This window comes from Agrococcus citreus (assembly GCF_039527715.1).
Classification (GTDB): domain Bacteria; phylum Actinomycetota; class Actinomycetes; order Actinomycetales; family Microbacteriaceae; genus Agrococcus; species Agrococcus citreus.
The window spans coordinates 833,341-846,997 of the sequence record NZ_BAAAKK010000005.1; the positions used below are offsets into that span (position 1 = coordinate 833,341).

Annotated in this window: 14 protein-coding genes; 10 read left to right on the forward strand and 4 right to left on the reverse strand. The window is 73.5% G+C overall.

The features are described 5' to 3' along the window. Positions 1 to 40 precede the first annotated feature (40 nt). Positions 41 to 1,633, forward strand: a complete 1,593-nt coding sequence (gene serA, locus ABD106_RS12900) for a phosphoglycerate dehydrogenase (RefSeq protein ID WP_343920977.1) — start codon at positions 41 to 43, stop codon at positions 1,631 to 1,633. A 38-nt stretch (positions 1,634 to 1,671) separates the two neighbouring features. Further along, a complete protein-coding gene (locus tag ABD106_RS12905; protein WP_343920978.1) occupies positions 1,672 to 2,394 on the forward strand; it encodes an alpha/beta fold hydrolase in 723 nt (240 codons plus the stop codon). 21 nt (positions 2,395 to 2,415) lie between these two features. Here ABD106_RS12905 and ABD106_RS12910 read toward each other — a convergent pair whose 3' ends face one another. Both ABD106_RS12910 and ABD106_RS12915 read right to left on the reverse strand, forming a co-directional pair. After that, a complete protein-coding gene (locus ABD106_RS12910) occupies positions 2,416 to 3,585 on the reverse strand; it encodes a sensor histidine kinase (protein WP_343920979.1) in 1,170 nt (389 codons plus the stop codon). Positions 3,586 to 3,673: 88 nt separating this feature from the next. Then, positions 3,674 to 4,213 (reverse strand): TetR/AcrR family transcriptional regulator, encoded by a 540-nt coding sequence (locus tag ABD106_RS12915; RefSeq protein WP_343920980.1) that lies wholly within the window; start codon positions 4,211 to 4,213, stop codon positions 3,674 to 3,676. A gap of 89 nt (positions 4,214 to 4,302) precedes the next feature. Here ABD106_RS12915 and ABD106_RS12920 point away from each other — a divergent pair, with 89 nt between their 5' ends. Continuing rightward, positions 4,303 to 5,829: an MFS transporter gene (locus ABD106_RS12920; protein ID WP_343920981.1), complete on the forward strand. Its 1,527-nt coding sequence runs from the start codon at positions 4,303 to 4,305 to the stop codon at positions 5,827 to 5,829. An 88-nt stretch (positions 5,830 to 5,917) separates the two neighbouring features. On the opposite strand, the gene ABD106_RS12925 is transcribed toward ABD106_RS12920, so the two are convergent. Beyond that, a complete protein-coding gene (locus ABD106_RS12925) occupies positions 5,918 to 6,175 on the reverse strand; it encodes a DUF6458 family protein (RefSeq protein WP_343920982.1) in 258 nt (85 codons plus the stop codon). Positions 6,176 to 6,344: 169 nt separating this feature from the next. Here ABD106_RS12925 and ABD106_RS12930 point away from each other — a divergent pair, with 169 nt between their 5' ends. From ABD106_RS12930 to ABD106_RS12950, 5 genes are all read left to right on the forward strand, one after another. Further along, entirely contained in the window at positions 6,345 to 7,412 is a 1,068-nt protein-coding gene (locus ABD106_RS12930) for a 3-isopropylmalate dehydrogenase (protein WP_343920983.1), read from the forward strand. Beyond that, positions 7,409 to 8,497: a branched-chain amino acid aminotransferase gene (locus ABD106_RS12935; RefSeq protein ID WP_343920984.1), complete on the forward strand. Its 1,089-nt coding sequence runs from the start codon at positions 7,409 to 7,411 to the stop codon at positions 8,495 to 8,497. Before ABD106_RS12930 ends, ABD106_RS12935 begins: the two co-directional genes overlap by 4 nt. A 1-nt stretch (position 8,498) precedes the next feature. Then, complete coding sequence (locus tag ABD106_RS12940; RefSeq protein ID WP_343920985.1) at positions 8,499 to 9,275, forward strand: fumarylacetoacetate hydrolase family protein; 777 nt, start codon at positions 8,499 to 8,501, stop codon at positions 9,273 to 9,275. A 135-nt stretch (positions 9,276 to 9,410) separates the two neighbouring features. Then, the gene (locus ABD106_RS12945) at positions 9,411 to 10,100 is read left to right on the forward strand and encodes a DUF937 domain-containing protein (protein ID WP_343920986.1); all 690 of its coding nucleotides are present in this window, start codon (positions 9,411 to 9,413) and stop codon (positions 10,098 to 10,100) included. Positions 10,101 to 10,168: 68 nt separating this feature from the next. Further along, positions 10,169 to 10,495: a helix-turn-helix transcriptional regulator gene (locus ABD106_RS12950; protein ID WP_343920987.1), complete on the forward strand. Its 327-nt coding sequence runs from the start codon at positions 10,169 to 10,171 to the stop codon at positions 10,493 to 10,495. On the opposite strand, the gene ABD106_RS12955 is transcribed toward ABD106_RS12950, so the two are convergent. Beyond that, positions 10,461 to 11,156: a permease prefix domain 1-containing protein gene (locus tag ABD106_RS12955; RefSeq protein ID WP_343920988.1), complete on the reverse strand. Its 696-nt coding sequence runs from the start codon at positions 11,154 to 11,156 to the stop codon at positions 10,461 to 10,463. The genes ABD106_RS12950 and ABD106_RS12955 overlap by 35 nt on opposite strands. A gap of 36 nt (positions 11,157 to 11,192) precedes the next feature. Between ABD106_RS12955 and gltX the strand changes: the two genes are divergently transcribed. Beyond that, entirely contained in the window at positions 11,193 to 12,683 is a 1,491-nt protein-coding gene (gene gltX / locus ABD106_RS12960) for a glutamate--tRNA ligase (RefSeq protein WP_343920989.1), read from the forward strand. Next, positions 12,683 to 13,594 (forward strand): NAD(P)/FAD-dependent oxidoreductase, encoded by a 912-nt coding sequence (locus ABD106_RS12965; protein WP_343920990.1) that lies wholly within the window; start codon positions 12,683 to 12,685, stop codon positions 13,592 to 13,594. The genes gltX and ABD106_RS12965 overlap by 1 nt, the downstream gene beginning before the upstream one ends. Positions 13,595 to 13,657 lie beyond the last annotated feature (63 nt).

Below are 13,657 nucleotides of genomic sequence, written 5' to 3' on the forward strand. Positions count from 1 at the left end.
ACGAGGTGCTGCCATCCACCGCACCGCGCAAGGAGTCCGCATGTCCAAGCCCGTCGTCCTGATCGCCGAGGAGCTCTCGGCCGCGACCGTCGACGCCCTCGGGCCCGACTTCGACATCCGCCACGTCGACGGCACCGACCGTCCGGCGCTCTTCGCCGCCCTCGCCGACGCATCCGCGGTGCTCGTGCGCAGCGCCACGCAGCTCGACGCCGAGGCGATCGGCCACGCGCCGCAGCTCAAGGTCATCGCCCGCGCGGGCGTCGGCCTCGACAACGTCGAGATCCCGGCGGCGACCGCGGCCGGCGTCATGGTCGTCAACGCGCCGACCTCGAACATCGTCTCGGCCGCCGAGCTCGCGATCGCGCACCTGCTCGGCCTCGCCCGCCACATCCCGGCGGCGGATGCGTCGCTCAAGCGGGGCGAGTGGAAGCGGAGCGCCTACACGGGCGTCGAGCTCTACGAGAAGACGGTCGGCATCGTCGGCCTGGGTCGCATCGGCGTGCTCGTCGCCGAGCGCCTCGCCGCCTTCGGCACGAAGCTCATCGCCTTCGACCCGTTCGTGAGCCCCGCTCGCGCCGCGCAGCTCGGCGTCGAGCTCCGCTCGCTCGACGAGCTCATGGCCGAGAGCGACTTCATCACGATCCACATCCCGCGCACGCCCGAGACGGTCGGCCTCATCGGCGAGGCCCAGTTCGCGCTCGCGAAGCCGAGCCTGCGCATCGTCAACGCATCGCGCGGCGGCATCATCGACGAGGCGGCGCTCGCGCAGGCGCTCCGCGACGGCCGCATCGCCGGCGCCGGCATCGATGTCTTCGTCTCCGAGCCGCCCAAGGACGACGCGCTCACCTCCGCCCCGAACATCCAGGTCACGCCGCACCTGGGCGCCTCCACCGACGAGGCGCAGGAGAAGGCCGGCGTCGCCGTCGCCCGCTCGGTGCGCCTCGCGCTCTCGGGCGACCTGGTGCCGGATGCGGTGAACGTCGCGGGCGGGATCATCGACGAGTACGTGCGCCCCGGCATCCCGCTCGCCGAGCGGCTGGGTCAGTTCGTCGCGGGTCTCGCGGCCGGGCCGGTCGAGGCCGTCGACGTCGCCGTGCACGGCGAGCTCGCCGGCTACGACGTCAAGGTGCTGCGGCTCGCAGCGCTCAAGGGCTTCTTCTCGTCGATCGTGAGCGAGCAGGTGACGTTCGTGAACGCACCGGTGATCGCCGAGTCGCGCGGCGTGACGAGCGCGCTCACCGCCGACGAGCGCAGCGACGAGTACCGCAACGTCGTCGAGGTGGTCGCGGCGACGAGCGACGGCCGCCGCGTGAGCGTCGAGGGCACGCTCACGGGGCCGAAGCAGGTCGAGAAGATCGTCGGCGTCAACGGCCAGTCGGTCGAGGTGCCGATGGCCGACCACTTCGTCGTCATGGAGTACGTCGACCGACCCGGCATCGTGGCCGCCTACGGCGCCGCGTTCGGCGAGGCGGAGATCAACATCGCCGGCATGCAGATCGCCCGCACCTCCGCCGGCGGCGACGCGCTGTCGATCATCACGATCGACCAGGTCGCGCCCGATGCGCTCGTCGAGCAGGTCGGCGCGGCGATCGAGGCGACGACGATCCGACAGATCGGCATCCGCCCGCTCTGACCTGGCGCGATGCCGAGCCCGCGACTAGCGTCGCGGGCATGGATCCCACGACATCGGCCCGCATCGTGCTCGTCCCCGGCTTCTGGCTCGGCGCCTGGGCGTGGGAGGAGGTCGCGGCGCTGCTGCGCGCGCAGGGCGACGACGTCGTCGCGCTCACGCTGCCGGGGCTCGAGGGCGACCACGCGTCGCCCGGCGACGTCTCGCTCGAGGACCACGTCGCCGCGATCGAGGCGGCGCTCGAGGGCGATCGCCCGGTGGTGCTCGTCGCGCACAGCGGCGCGGCCGTGCCCGCGACGATCGCGATCGATCGCGACGTCGATCGCGTCGCCGCGTCGGTGTGGGTCGACACCGCGCCGGTGGTCGACGGCTACGCGATGGATGCGTCGTTCGAGGGCGACGCGCTGCCGCTCGAGGCGCAGTGGGACGACGAGCTCGAGCAGGGCTCGATGCTCGACCTCACCCCAGCGCAGCTCGCCGAGTTCCGCAGCCGCGCGGTGCCCGAGCCCGCCGGGGCGGTGCGCGATGCGGCGTCGCTCCGAGACGACCGTCGCCTCGACGTGCCCGCGACGATCATCTGCACCGCGTTCTCGGCGGCCGACTACCGCTCCTACGCGGAGGGCGGCGCGCCGTTCCTCGCGGGCCTGCTCGAGCACCGCGCGCTCACGCTCGTCGATCTGCCGACGGGCCACTGGCCGATGTGGTCGAAGCCCATCGAGCTCGCCGCGATCATCGACGTCGCCGCTCGCGCCGCCCGGCGCTGACGAGGCGTCGCAGCGCCGGCGTCAGCCTGCCGGGAGCACGACCCACGCGCTCGCGCCGCCGAGGGCGGATGCGTCCATGCCGATCCGGCCGCCGTGCGCCTCCACGATGCGTCGACAGGTCGACAGCCCGATCCCGAGCCCCTCGACGTCCGCGGCCTCGCCGCGCTCGAGCAGCCCGAAGACCCGCTCGCGCTGCTCGGCCGGCACGCCGGGTCCGTCGTCGTCGACCGTCAGGCGCCACCCGCCGGTGAGCTCGTGGGCGCGCACCTCGATCGTCGGCGCTCCGCCAGCCGCGGCGCTGAACTTGATCGCGTTGGCGAGCAGGTTCTGCAGCAGGGCGCGCAGCTGGGTCGCATCGCCGCTGACCCTCGGCAGGTCACCCACCGCGATGCGAGCGCCCGAGGCGCGGATGGGCGTGTCGAGGTCGTCGAGCACCTCGCCCACGATCGCATCCAGATCGACCATGCCGCGGCTCGGCTGGCCGCCCACCCGCGCGAAGTCGAGCAGGTCGGACACGAGGGAGGTCATGCGACCGGCAGCGGCATCCGCGCGCTCCAGGGCGCTCGAGGCGAGCGGCGCGTCGCCGAGCTGGACGCCGTCGGAGGCGAGCTCGATGAAGCCGACGAGCGCGGTGAGCGGGTTGCGCAGGTCGTGGCTCACCTGGCCGGCGAAGTGCGCGAGCTGCTCGTTCGAGCGGCCGAGCTCGCGCGTGATGCGCCGCAGCTCGAGCACGTCGATCACCTGTCGCGCGAGCAGCGCGAGCGCGCGGCTGTCCTGCTCGCTCAGGTCACCGACCTCCTCGTCGAACACGCACAGCGTGCCGATCGGCACGCCCGCCGGCGTGATGAGCGGGCTCGACGCGTAGAAGCGCACGTCGGCGACCTCGCCCGTCACGAACGGGTTGTCGCGGAACCGGTCGTCCTCGCGCGCGTCCCGCACCACGACGTGGCCCGGGTGGCGGAAGACGACGGCGCACATCGAGTCCTCTCGCGCGCACACGGAGGGCTCGAAGCCCACCGCCGCGATCTGGTGCTGGCTGCGGTCGTCGATGATGTTGATGACGGCGGTCCCGACGCCGCAGATGGCGGCGGCGAGGTGCACGAGGCCCTCGAGGTCGGGCTCGGGAGGCTGGCCCACCACCTGGTACTCCGCGATCGCCTCGCGGCGCGTGATGTCGTCAGCGGTGCTCACGCTCGGACCCCCTCGTCGGCATCGGTCCTGCACCGCTGCATCCTCGCCCAGGCTATCCGCCCCGAGACCGGCGGATGCGCGACGCGACTCAGGCGCCGAGCCGACGGGCGACGCCGACCAGCAGCTCGATCTCGGCGCCGGCGCGGGAGGGCTCGAGCGCGCCGAGCGCGGAGCGGAGGTAGACGCCGTCGGCGAGCAGCACGACGGTGAGGGCGAGCTCCGCGTCGCCGAGCCGCTCGGCGATCGCGGCGACGTAGTCGTCGTCGAGGCCCTGCAGCGCCGCGCGCGCCGCCGCGCCGGCGGGGGACTGGGCGAGCCGGATGACCGCCACCATCGTGCGGTCGAGCGGCGAGCCCGACGCGACCGAGGTGCGCAGGAACGTCTCGACGATGTCGTCGGCAGAGCGCAGCGACTCGACGTCGGCGGCGCCGAGCTCGCGCAAGCGCTCGATGAGGCCGGCCGCGAGATCGGCCTTCGAGCCGAAGTGGTAGAGCAGGCCGCCCTTCGAGACGCCCGCGCGGTCGGCGACGGCCTGCACGGTGGCAGCGCGCTCGCCGTCGTCGATGAGCAGCGTCTCGTACGCGTCGAGGAGCTGCGCTCGGACGGTGCCTGGAGCGTCGCGGACCATGGATCGAGCATACCGTTGCCAGCAAACCGTCCAGACGGTACAGTAATCCGGTCGCTGCACGCGCGGTGACGGACGAGATGAGGACGGGCATGGACATCCGGCAGCCGACGATCGCCGATCAGGCGAGCGAGCCTCGAGCTGGCAGGCGCGAGTGGGCCGCGCTCGCGGTGCTCATGCTGCCCGTGCTGCTCATCGCGATCGACAACACGGTGCTCGGCTTCGCGCTGCCGCAGATCGCGCTCGACCTCGAGCCGACCGCCGCGCAGCAGCTGTGGATCGTCGACGCCTACTCGCTCGTGCTCGCCGGGCTGCTCGTCGCGATGGGTGGCCTCGGCGACCGCTTCGGGCGGCGGCGGATGCTGCTCATCGGGGCGACGGGCTTCGCGCTCGTGTCGGTGCTGGCAGCGTTCGCGCCGACGGCGACCGCCCTCATCGCCGCGCGCGCCGCGCTCGGCCTCTTCGGCGCGATGCTCATGCCGTCGACGCTGTCGCTCATCCGCTCGACGTTCCCGCACCGCGGCGACCGGCGGCTCGCGATCGCCGTCTGGGCGACGGCCTTCTCGGTCGGCAGCGCCGTCGGCCCGACCGTCGGTGGACTGCTGCTCGAGCACTTCGCGTGGGGCTCGGTGTTCCTCATGGCGGTGCCGGTGCTGCTGCCGCTGCTCGTGCTGGCGCCGCTGCTCGTGCGCGAGAGCCGCGACCCGAACCCGGGCAGGCTCGACCCGATCGGCGTCGTGCTGTCGATCGTGGCGCTCGGCGCGCTCGCGGCCGGCATCAAGCACGTCGCGGTCGACGGGCTCGACCTCGTCGCCCTCGCCCTCGCGCTCGCCGCAGTCGCGGCGGGCTGGGCGTTCGTGCGGCGGATGCGCGCATCGGCCGCGCCGATGCTCGACATCGACCTGCTGCGCATCCCCGCCTTCTCGGGTGCGATCGCCATCAACCTGCTGAGCGTGATGGCGCTCGTCGGCGCGCTCTTCTTCCTCACGCAGCACCTGCAGCTCGTCGAGGGGCTCTCGACGCTCGACGCGGCGCTGCTGCTCGTGCCCGGCACCATCGCGATGGTCGCGACCGGTCTCGGCGTCGTCGCGCTCGTGCGGCACATGCCCGCGCACCGCGTCGTCGCGCTCGGGCTCGCGAGCTCGATGGCGGGCTACCTCGTGGTGGCGCTCGCCGGCGACCAGCTGTCGCCGCTGCTCGTCGCCGTCGCCTACGGACTCCTCGGCGCGGGCGTCGGCGCAGCCGAGACGCTCTCGAACGAGATCGTCGTCAGCACCGCACCGCCCGAGCGCGCCGGCGCGGCGAGCGCGGTGTCCGAGACGGCCTACGAGCTCGGCGCGGTGCTCGGCACCGCGGTGCTCGGCGGAGTCGTGAGCGCGGTCTACCGGTCGTCGCTCGCGGTGCCGGCGGGGGTCGGCGCTGCCGACGCTGCTGCGGCGCGCGAGACGCTCGCCGGCGCCCTCGACGTCGCCGACCGCATCCCCGAGGGGCTGGGGGCGGCGCTCGCGGAGGCGGCCAAGGCGGCCTTCGATGCCGGCGCGCTCGCGACGGCGCTCACGGGCGCCGCCCTCATGGCCGTCGCCGTCGTCGTCGCGCTGCGAGCCCTGCGCCGCGCGTGAGGCGAGGGAGCGCGCCGGGGGAGCGCGAGACGCACGAAGGGGCGCCACCGGTCGGTGGCGCCCCCTCGTCGCTGCTGCGGGGTCGGCGTCAGAGCACGTCGTCGCGGCGCTCGGTGCGCTCGACGCGCGTGCCCGAGGCCGGGTCGACGCTCGACCGCGAGACCTGCGAGGTGCGGCCCGAGCGCGAGGCCAGGATGATGCCGATGAGGGTGACGAGCGCGCCGGCGCCGAGCAGGATGTAGCCGATCAGCGCCCAGTTGGCGCCCTCGACCTCCCACAGGGCGGGGACCGCCCAGGCGATGATCGCGCCGACGGCCATGAGGAAGATGCCGAAGCCGATGCTCAAGGTGCTCTCCGTTCGTTGCGGCCGCCCGGGGGCAGGCTGCCTGTGGCCCGAATGTACTGCGTCCCGCCTGGGACGTGGATGCGAACATCGGCGCGGCTAGGCTTGAGCGCGCGGCCCGCGCGGATGCGGTGCCGCACGACGCGCACCCCGTGCGCCGCAAGGAGGAAGAGTGCAGCAGCTGCGCCTCGCCGTGATCGCAGGAGACGGCATCGGCCCCGAGGTCACCCTCGAAGCGAGGCGGGCCATGCGCGCCGCGCTCGACGGGGTCGAGCTCGTCGAGACGGAGTTCGAGCTCGGTGCCGCGCACTACCTCGCCACCGGCGAGGTGCTCGACGACGCGACCCTCGAGCGACTCGCGCAGCACGACGCGATCCTGCTCGGCGCGGTCGGCGGCGATCCGGCCGACGCCCGGCTCGCGGGCGGCATCATCGAGCGCGGCCTGCTGCTGCGCCTGCGCTTCGCCTTCGACCACCACGTCAACCTGCGGCCGACGCGCCTGCACTCCAACGTCGAGAGCCCGCTGCGCGATCCCGGCGCGATCGACTTCGTCGTCGTGCGCGAGGGCACCGAGGGTCCCTACGTGGGCAACGGCGGCTCGCTCCGCACGGGCACGCCGCACGAGGTCGCGAACGAGACGAGCGTCAACACGGCGTTCGGCGTCGAGCGCGTCGTGCGCTTCGCCTTCGAGCTCGCCGAGCGGCGCGACCGGCGGCTCACGCTCGTGCACAAGAAGAACGTGCTCGTCCACGCGGGCGGCCTGTGGCAGCGGATCGTGGATGCGGTGGCGACCGAGCACCCGGACGTCGCGGTCGACTACCTCCACGTCGACGCCGCGACGATCTTCCTCGTCGAGCGGCCGAGCCGGTTCGACGTGATCGTCACAGACAACCTCTTCGGCGACATCCTCACCGACCTCGCCGGCGCGGTCGGCGGCGGCATCGGCACGGCCGCCTCCGGCAACCTCAACCCGTCGGGCGAGTTCCCCAGCATGTTCGAGCCCGTGCACGGCTCCGCGCCCGACATCGCGGGCCGCGGGATCGCCGACCCCACCGCGGCGATCCTGTCGGCCGCGCTGCTGCTCGAGCACTCGGGCCACCCCGACGCGGGCCGTCGCATCCGCGACGCCGTCGATGCCGACCTCGACGCCCGCGTCGGCGGCGCCGCCACCGGGCGCAGCACGAGCGAGGTCGGCGACGCCATCGTCGACCGCATCAGCACTTCGAAGGAGCAGGCATGACACTCGAGTTCACCCTCACGCGGAACGAGCGGCCCGCCGACGACGCCGTGCGCGCCGGCGTGCTCGCCGAGCCCGGCTTCGGCAAGCACTTCACCGACCACATGGTCTCGATCGACTGGACCGCCGATGGCGGCTGGCACGATGCTCGGATCGAGCCCTACGGCCCGCTGCAGATGGACCCCGCCTCGGCGGTGCTGCACTACGGCCAGGAGATCTTCGAGGGCATGAAGGCCTACCGCCGCACCGACGGCTCGGTCTGGACCTTCCGGCCCGACCAGAACGCGAAGCGCATGCAGCGCTCCGCCGCGCGCCTCGCGCTGCCGCAGATCCCCGAGGAGCTCTTCCTCGAGGCGATCCGCCGGCTCGTCGAGGTCGACGAGGCCTGGGTGCCGGAGGGCGGGGAGGACTCGCTGTACCTGCGCCCGTTCATGATCGCGAACGAGGTGTTCCTCGGCGTCCGCGCGGCGCAGACGGTGCGCTTCATGGTCATCGCGAGCCCCGCGGGCCCGTACTTCTCCGGCGGCGTCAAGCCCGTGTCGATCTGGCTGTCGCGCGAGTACAGCCGAGCGGGCAAGGGCGGCACCGGCGCGGCGAAGTGCGGCGGCAACTACGCCGCGAGCCTGCTGCCCACCCAGATCGCGGTCGCGAACGGCTGCGCGCAGGTGCTCTTCCTCAACGAGGAGGGCACCGACCTCGAGGAGCTCGGCGGCATGAACGTCGTGCTCGTCAAGGCCGACGGCACGCTCGTCACCCCGGAGTCGGACTCGATCCTCGACGGCGTGACGCGCAACTCGCTGCTGCAGCTCGCCGCCGACGCGGGCCACACCGTCGAGCGCCGCACGGTCACGCTCGCCGAGTGGCGCGACGGCATCGCCGACGGCTCGATCACCGAGGCGTTCGCGTGCGGCACCGCTGCGGTGATCACCCCGATCGCGGCGCTGCGCAGCACCGAGGAGACCATCGGCGACCCTGCGGCGCCCGCGGGACCCGTCTCGCTCGCGCTCCGCGCGGCCCTCACCGACATCCAGTACGGCCGGGCGGACGATCCGCACGGCTGGATGGTGCAGCTGACGGGAGGGCGCTGAGATGCGGGTCGCTCGCTTCTCCCACGGTGACCGGATCGGCTTCGGCGTCGTCGACGCCGATGCGCTCGTCGTGCTGGTCGGCGACCCCATCATCACCGGCTTCGACACGACGGGGGAGCGCATCCCGCTCGGCGAGGCGCGACTGCTCGCCCCCGTCATCCCCCGGTCGAAGGTCGTCGCCGTCGGACGCAACTACGCGAAGCACGCCGCCGAGATGGGCAACGACGTGCCGACCGAGCCGCTCGTGTTCCTGAAGCCGAACACGTCGGTGATCGGCCCGGGCGACGCGATCGTGCTGCCGCCGGAGTCGAGCGACGTGCACTTCGAGGGCGAGATCGCGATCGTCATCGGCCGCGTCGCGCGCCGCCTCACGAAGGCGAACGCGCTGCACGCGGTCTTCGGCGTGACGGTCGCCAACGACGTGACGGCCCGCGACCTGCAGCAGCGCGAGCCCCAGTGGGCGCGCGCGAAGGGGTTCGACACGTTCTGCCCGCTCGGCCCCGCGATCGAGACCGAGCCCGACTGGAGCGATCTGCGGCTCATCACCCGCGTCGACGGCGAGGTGCGGCAGGACGGCGTCTCGAGCGACTGGATCTTCGACGCGCCCACCGTGCTCGAGTGGATCACCGCATCCATGACCCTGCTGCCCGGCGACGTCGTGCTGATGGGCACGCCCGAGGGCGTGGGCCCGCTCGCCGCGGGCCAGACGGTCGAGGTCGAGGTGCCCGGGGTCGGCACGCTCCGCAACCCCGTCGTCGCGCAGGCCACCGCCGTCTGACCGAGCCCGCCCACCGTCGAGCTTCCCCGAGCTCGGGTCTCCGCCTCGGAATCCCGCTGTTCGGGGAAGTTCGACGTTCGCGGGCTTAGCATCGGGGGCGGCGGCACGGGTCGCCGCGGGACTCGAGGAGGAGTCATGTCGGAGATCCAGCAGCTGCTCGGCCAGATGCCGATCCAGCAGATCGCGCAGCAGGCCGGTGTCGGCGAGGACGAGGCGAGGCAGGCGATCGAGGCGATCGTGCCGGCGCTCGTCGGCGGCATGCAGGCGAACGCGCACGACCCGGCAGGCGCGCGATCGCTCGCCGGCGCGCTCGGCGCGCACGCCGGTCGCCTCGACGAGCGGCTATCGGGCTCGATCGATCCCGCCGACGGCGAGAAGATCGTCCACAACGTCTTCGGCGACAACACCGAGCAGATCGCCCGCGCGGCCGGCGGCGGCTCGGCGCTCGGCGGCATCATCCAGAAGATCCTGCCGATCGTCGCCCCCATCGTGATCGCGTGGATCGCGAACCGCTTCCTCGGCCAGGGCGGCGCGCAGGCGCCGGCCACGCCTGCCGGACAGTGGACCGGCGGCGACTCGCCCTTCGGCACCGGTTCGCCCGGCGCGGAGCAGCGGATCCCGGTGCCGCAGGGGCAGCCGGGCGGTCAGCCGCAGGCGCAGGCGCCCGAGCGGGGCGGCTTCGGCCTCGACGACCTGCTCGGCGGCATCCTCGGCGGCGGCTCCGCGCAGCAGGGCGGCACGCAGGCCGGCACGCAGGGCGGCAGCGGCCCGCTCGGTCCGCTCGGCGACATCCTCGGCGGCCTGCTCGGCGGGGGCCGTCGCTGACCACCGACCGCAGCACCTCGGTGTGGAGCCTGCCTGCATATGCAGGCAGGCTCCGTTAGAGTGGGCGCATGGCTTCCAACGATGCGCTCCGCGGCCACGTCGACGCGATGCTGCTGTCGGTGCTCTCCGCGGGCCCGGTGCACGGGTACGGCGCGATCGAGCGCATCCGCGAGCGGTCCGGCGGCGAGCTCGACTTCCCGAGCGGCACGGTGTACCCGGCGCTCAAGCGGCTCGAGCGCCGAGGCCTCATCGAGGGCGAGTGGGCGTCCGACGGGCGCTCGAAGCGCGTCTACCGCCTGACGACGGCCGGCACGGCAGCGCTCGCGACCGAGCGCGACGACTGGGCGGCGACCGCCTCGGTCATCTCGCGCGTGCTGGGACCCGCGCAGGCGTAGCGGCGAGCCGCACCGCGGCGAAGCGCAGCAGCAGCCGCGCAGCGCCCGCACCGACCGCCGTGCCCACCACGACGGTGCTCGCCACGAGCGCGATCGCGATCGCAGCGCCCGAGGGCGGCACCGGCAGGGCGACGGCGAGCGCGACGGCACCGCCGACGAGCGCGAGCGCGAGGACGAGCTGCATGCTCGCGACCGCGACGAGCGCAGGCATCGATCCCGCCCGCCGGATGGCGATCGCTCCCACCGCGGCTGCGGCGGCCACGGCCGGCGCGACGACGTCGAGCGCGCGCGAGACGGGCAGCATCCACGCGGCGTCGACCGGCACGCGGAAGCCCGGCAGCGCGGCGAGCGTCGTCATGCCGATGACCCAGGCGACGACGAGCAGGCCGACGAGCACCGCCGAGACGGGGGAGTAGCGGCGGCCGACGTCGGTGAGCAGCTCGCGCGAGAGCTCGGCGCCGATCGACGCCGGATCGCCGAACTCCGCGACCACGGCGGATGCGGCGGCCCGGCTGGGCTCGCCCGTCGCGGTGCGTGCGGCGACGGCGTCGCGGAGATCGCCCTCGATCTCGCGCACGAGCTCGCGCCGGGGGCGCCCCGGGGCGACGACGGAGCGCTCGAGGAGCGCGACGAGGTCGGTGACGGGATCGGAGGCGGGCATCGCCGCCCATTGTCCCACGCCTAGGATGGAGCCATCATGAGCGTTCCCTTCTCGACCGCCACGGGCGGCGACGTCGTCGTCCGCTTCTGCCCGTCGCCCACCGGCACCCCGCACGTCGGCCTCATCCGCACGGCGCTGTTCAACTGGGCGTTCGCGCGCCACCACGGCGGCAAGATGGTGTTCCGCATCGAGGACACCGACACCGCGCGCGACAGCCAGGAGTCGTACGAGCAGCTGCTCGAGGCGATGCGCTGGCTCGGCATCGACTGGGACGAGGGCGTCGAGACCGGCGGTCCACACGAGCCCTACCGGCAGTCGCAGCGCGGCGAGATCTACGCCGAGCTCATCGAGCGGCTGCTCGAGGCCGGTCACCTCTACGAGTCGTTCGCGACCGCCGAGGAGATCGAGGCCCGCAACCTCGAGGCCGGCCGCGACCCGCGTCAGGGCTACGACAACTTCGAGCGCGAGCTCTCGGCCGAGCAGCGCGAGGCGCTCCGCGCCGAGGGCCGTCAGCCGAGCCTCCGGCTGCGCGTGCCCGACGAGGACCTCTCGTTCGACGACCTCGTGCGCGGCGAGATCACCTTCCCAGCCGGCTCGTTCTCCGACTTCGTCGTCGTGCGGCCGAACGGCGCGCCGCTGTACACGTTCGTCAACCCCGTCGACGACGCGCTCATGGGCGTCACGCACGTGCTGCGCGGCGAGGACCTGCTCTCGTCCACGCCGCGGCAGATCGCGCTCTACCGCGCGCTCGCCGACATCGGCGTCGCGACCGCGATCCCGCGCTTCGGCCACATGCCGTACGTGATGGGGGAGGGCAACCGCAAGCTCTCGAAGCGCGACCCGCAGTCGAACCTGTTCCTGCTGCGCGAGGCGGGCTTCATCCCCGAGGGGCTGCTCAACTACCTCTCGCTGCTCGGCTGGTCGATCGCGCACGACCGCGACGTCTTCACGCGCGACGAGCTCATCGCCGCGTTCGACGTCGCCGACGTGAACCCGAACCCGTCGCGCTTCGACCCGAAGAAGGCCGAGTCCATCAACGGCGACCACGTGCGGATGCTCGCGCCCGACGACTTCGCGGCCCGCCTCGAGCCCTACCTCGGGCAGGTCTTCGGCGGCGCGCCGAGCGACGAGGAGCGGGCGCTGCTCGCGCAGGCCGCCCCGCTCGTGCAGGAGCGCATGCAGCTGCTCGGCCAGGCCGAGGACATGCTGGGCTTCCTCTTCCTCGACACCGAGGACATCCGCCACGACCCGGATGCGGTCGCCGGCCTCACCGACGACGCGCACGCGGTGCTCGAGGCCTCGCGCCGCGCGCTCGCCGAGCTCGAGACCTTCGACACCGCGGCGATCGAGCAGGTGCTGCGGGACGTGCTCGTCGACGGGCTCGGCATCAAGCCGCGCTTCGCGTTCACGCCGCTGCGCGTGGCCGTGACGGGCCGCCGCGTCTCGCCGCCGCTGTTCGAGTCGATGGAGCTACTCGGCCGCGACGCGGTGCTCGCCCGCATCGAGCGGCTGGCCGCGAGCGTCTGATGGACGTCGACGTCGTCGTGATCGGCGCCGGTCCCGCCGGCCTCGCCGCCTCGCTCAACCTCGCTCGCCAGCAGCGCACGGTCAAGCTGCTCGACTCGAACCGTCCCCGGCACGCCGCGACCCTGCAGTCGCACGGATACATCACGCGCGACGGCATCTCTCCGCTCGAGATGCGCTCGCTCGGCCGCGAGGAGGTGCTGCGCTACCCGACGGTCACGCACGAGCGCGCGCTCGTGCAGCAGGTCGTCGTCGTCGACGGGGGCTTCGCGGTGCAGGCGGAGCAGCCGGGCTCGCGCGCCGAGAGCGAGACGCGCGCCGCGGCCGTCCTGATCGCGACGGGCCTCTCCGAGACGCTGCCGGCCTCGCAGCACGTGCGGCCCTGGTACGGCACGAGCCTGCACTCGTGCATGGACTGCGACGGCTACGACAAGCGCGGCCAGGCGCTCGCCCTCATCGGCGAGACCGCCGACCTCGTCGACCGCGCCATGGTCATCCGCCGCCACACCGACGACCTCGCCGTCTTCACGAACGGCTCGGATGCGGTCGACGACGAGGGCGCGACCCGGCTCGCCGATCACGGCGTCGCGCTCGTGCGCACGCCCATCGCCGCGATCGAGGGCGACCGCGACGGCATGCGCGCGATCGTGCTCGAGGACGGTGAGCGGAGCGAGCGCACGGGCGGGTTCGTGCGCCCCTGGTGGCATCCGCAGCTCGGCTTCGCCGAGGCGCTCGCGCTCGAGACCGACGAGGATGGGCTCGTGATCGTGGACCGCAGCCAGCGCGCGTCCGTCCAGGGCATCTACGCGGCCGGCGACATCACACCGGGCTTCCGGCAGCTCGCCGTCGCCGCGGGCGCCGGCACGGTGGCGGCCTCGGTGATCAACCGCGACCTCATCGCGCGCGAGCGCTGACCCGCGCGGTGTGCGCGCCGACTCGGCGCGGCCGCCGAACCCATCTGCTCGTCGAGTAGCTCG

What these genes read in the sequence shown, in the direction of transcription:
- serA (WP_343920977.1), top strand. Translation starts at nt 41, where the DNA reads ATGTCCAAGCCCGTCGTCCTGATCGCCGAGGAGCTCTCGGCCGCGACC.
- ABD106_RS12905 (WP_343920978.1), top strand. Translation starts at nt 1,672, where the DNA reads ATGGATCCCACGACATCGGCCCGCATCGTGCTCGTCCCCGGCTTCTGG.
- ABD106_RS12915 (WP_343920980.1), bottom strand. Translation starts at nt 4,213, where the DNA reads ATGGTCCGCGACGCTCCAGGCACCGTCCGAGCGCAGCTCCTCGACGCG.
- ABD106_RS12920 (WP_343920981.1), top strand. Translation starts at nt 4,303, where the DNA reads ATGGACATCCGGCAGCCGACGATCGCCGATCAGGCGAGCGAGCCTCGA.
- ABD106_RS12935 (WP_343920984.1), top strand. Translation starts at nt 7,409, where the DNA reads ATGACACTCGAGTTCACCCTCACGCGGAACGAGCGGCCCGCCGACGAC.
- ABD106_RS12940 (WP_343920985.1), top strand. Translation starts at nt 8,499, where the DNA reads ATGCGGGTCGCTCGCTTCTCCCACGGTGACCGGATCGGCTTCGGCGTC.
- ABD106_RS12945 (WP_343920986.1), top strand. Translation starts at nt 9,411, where the DNA reads ATGTCGGAGATCCAGCAGCTGCTCGGCCAGATGCCGATCCAGCAGATC.
- ABD106_RS12950 (WP_343920987.1), top strand. Translation starts at nt 10,169, where the DNA reads ATGGCTTCCAACGATGCGCTCCGCGGCCACGTCGACGCGATGCTGCTG.
- ABD106_RS12955 (WP_343920988.1), bottom strand. Translation starts at nt 11,156, where the DNA reads ATGCCCGCCTCCGATCCCGTCACCGACCTCGTCGCGCTCCTCGAGCGC.
- gltX (WP_343920989.1), top strand. Translation starts at nt 11,193, where the DNA reads ATGAGCGTTCCCTTCTCGACCGCCACGGGCGGCGACGTCGTCGTCCGC.
- ABD106_RS12965 (WP_343920990.1), top strand. Translation starts at nt 12,683, where the DNA reads ATGGACGTCGACGTCGTCGTGATCGGCGCCGGTCCCGCCGGCCTCGCC.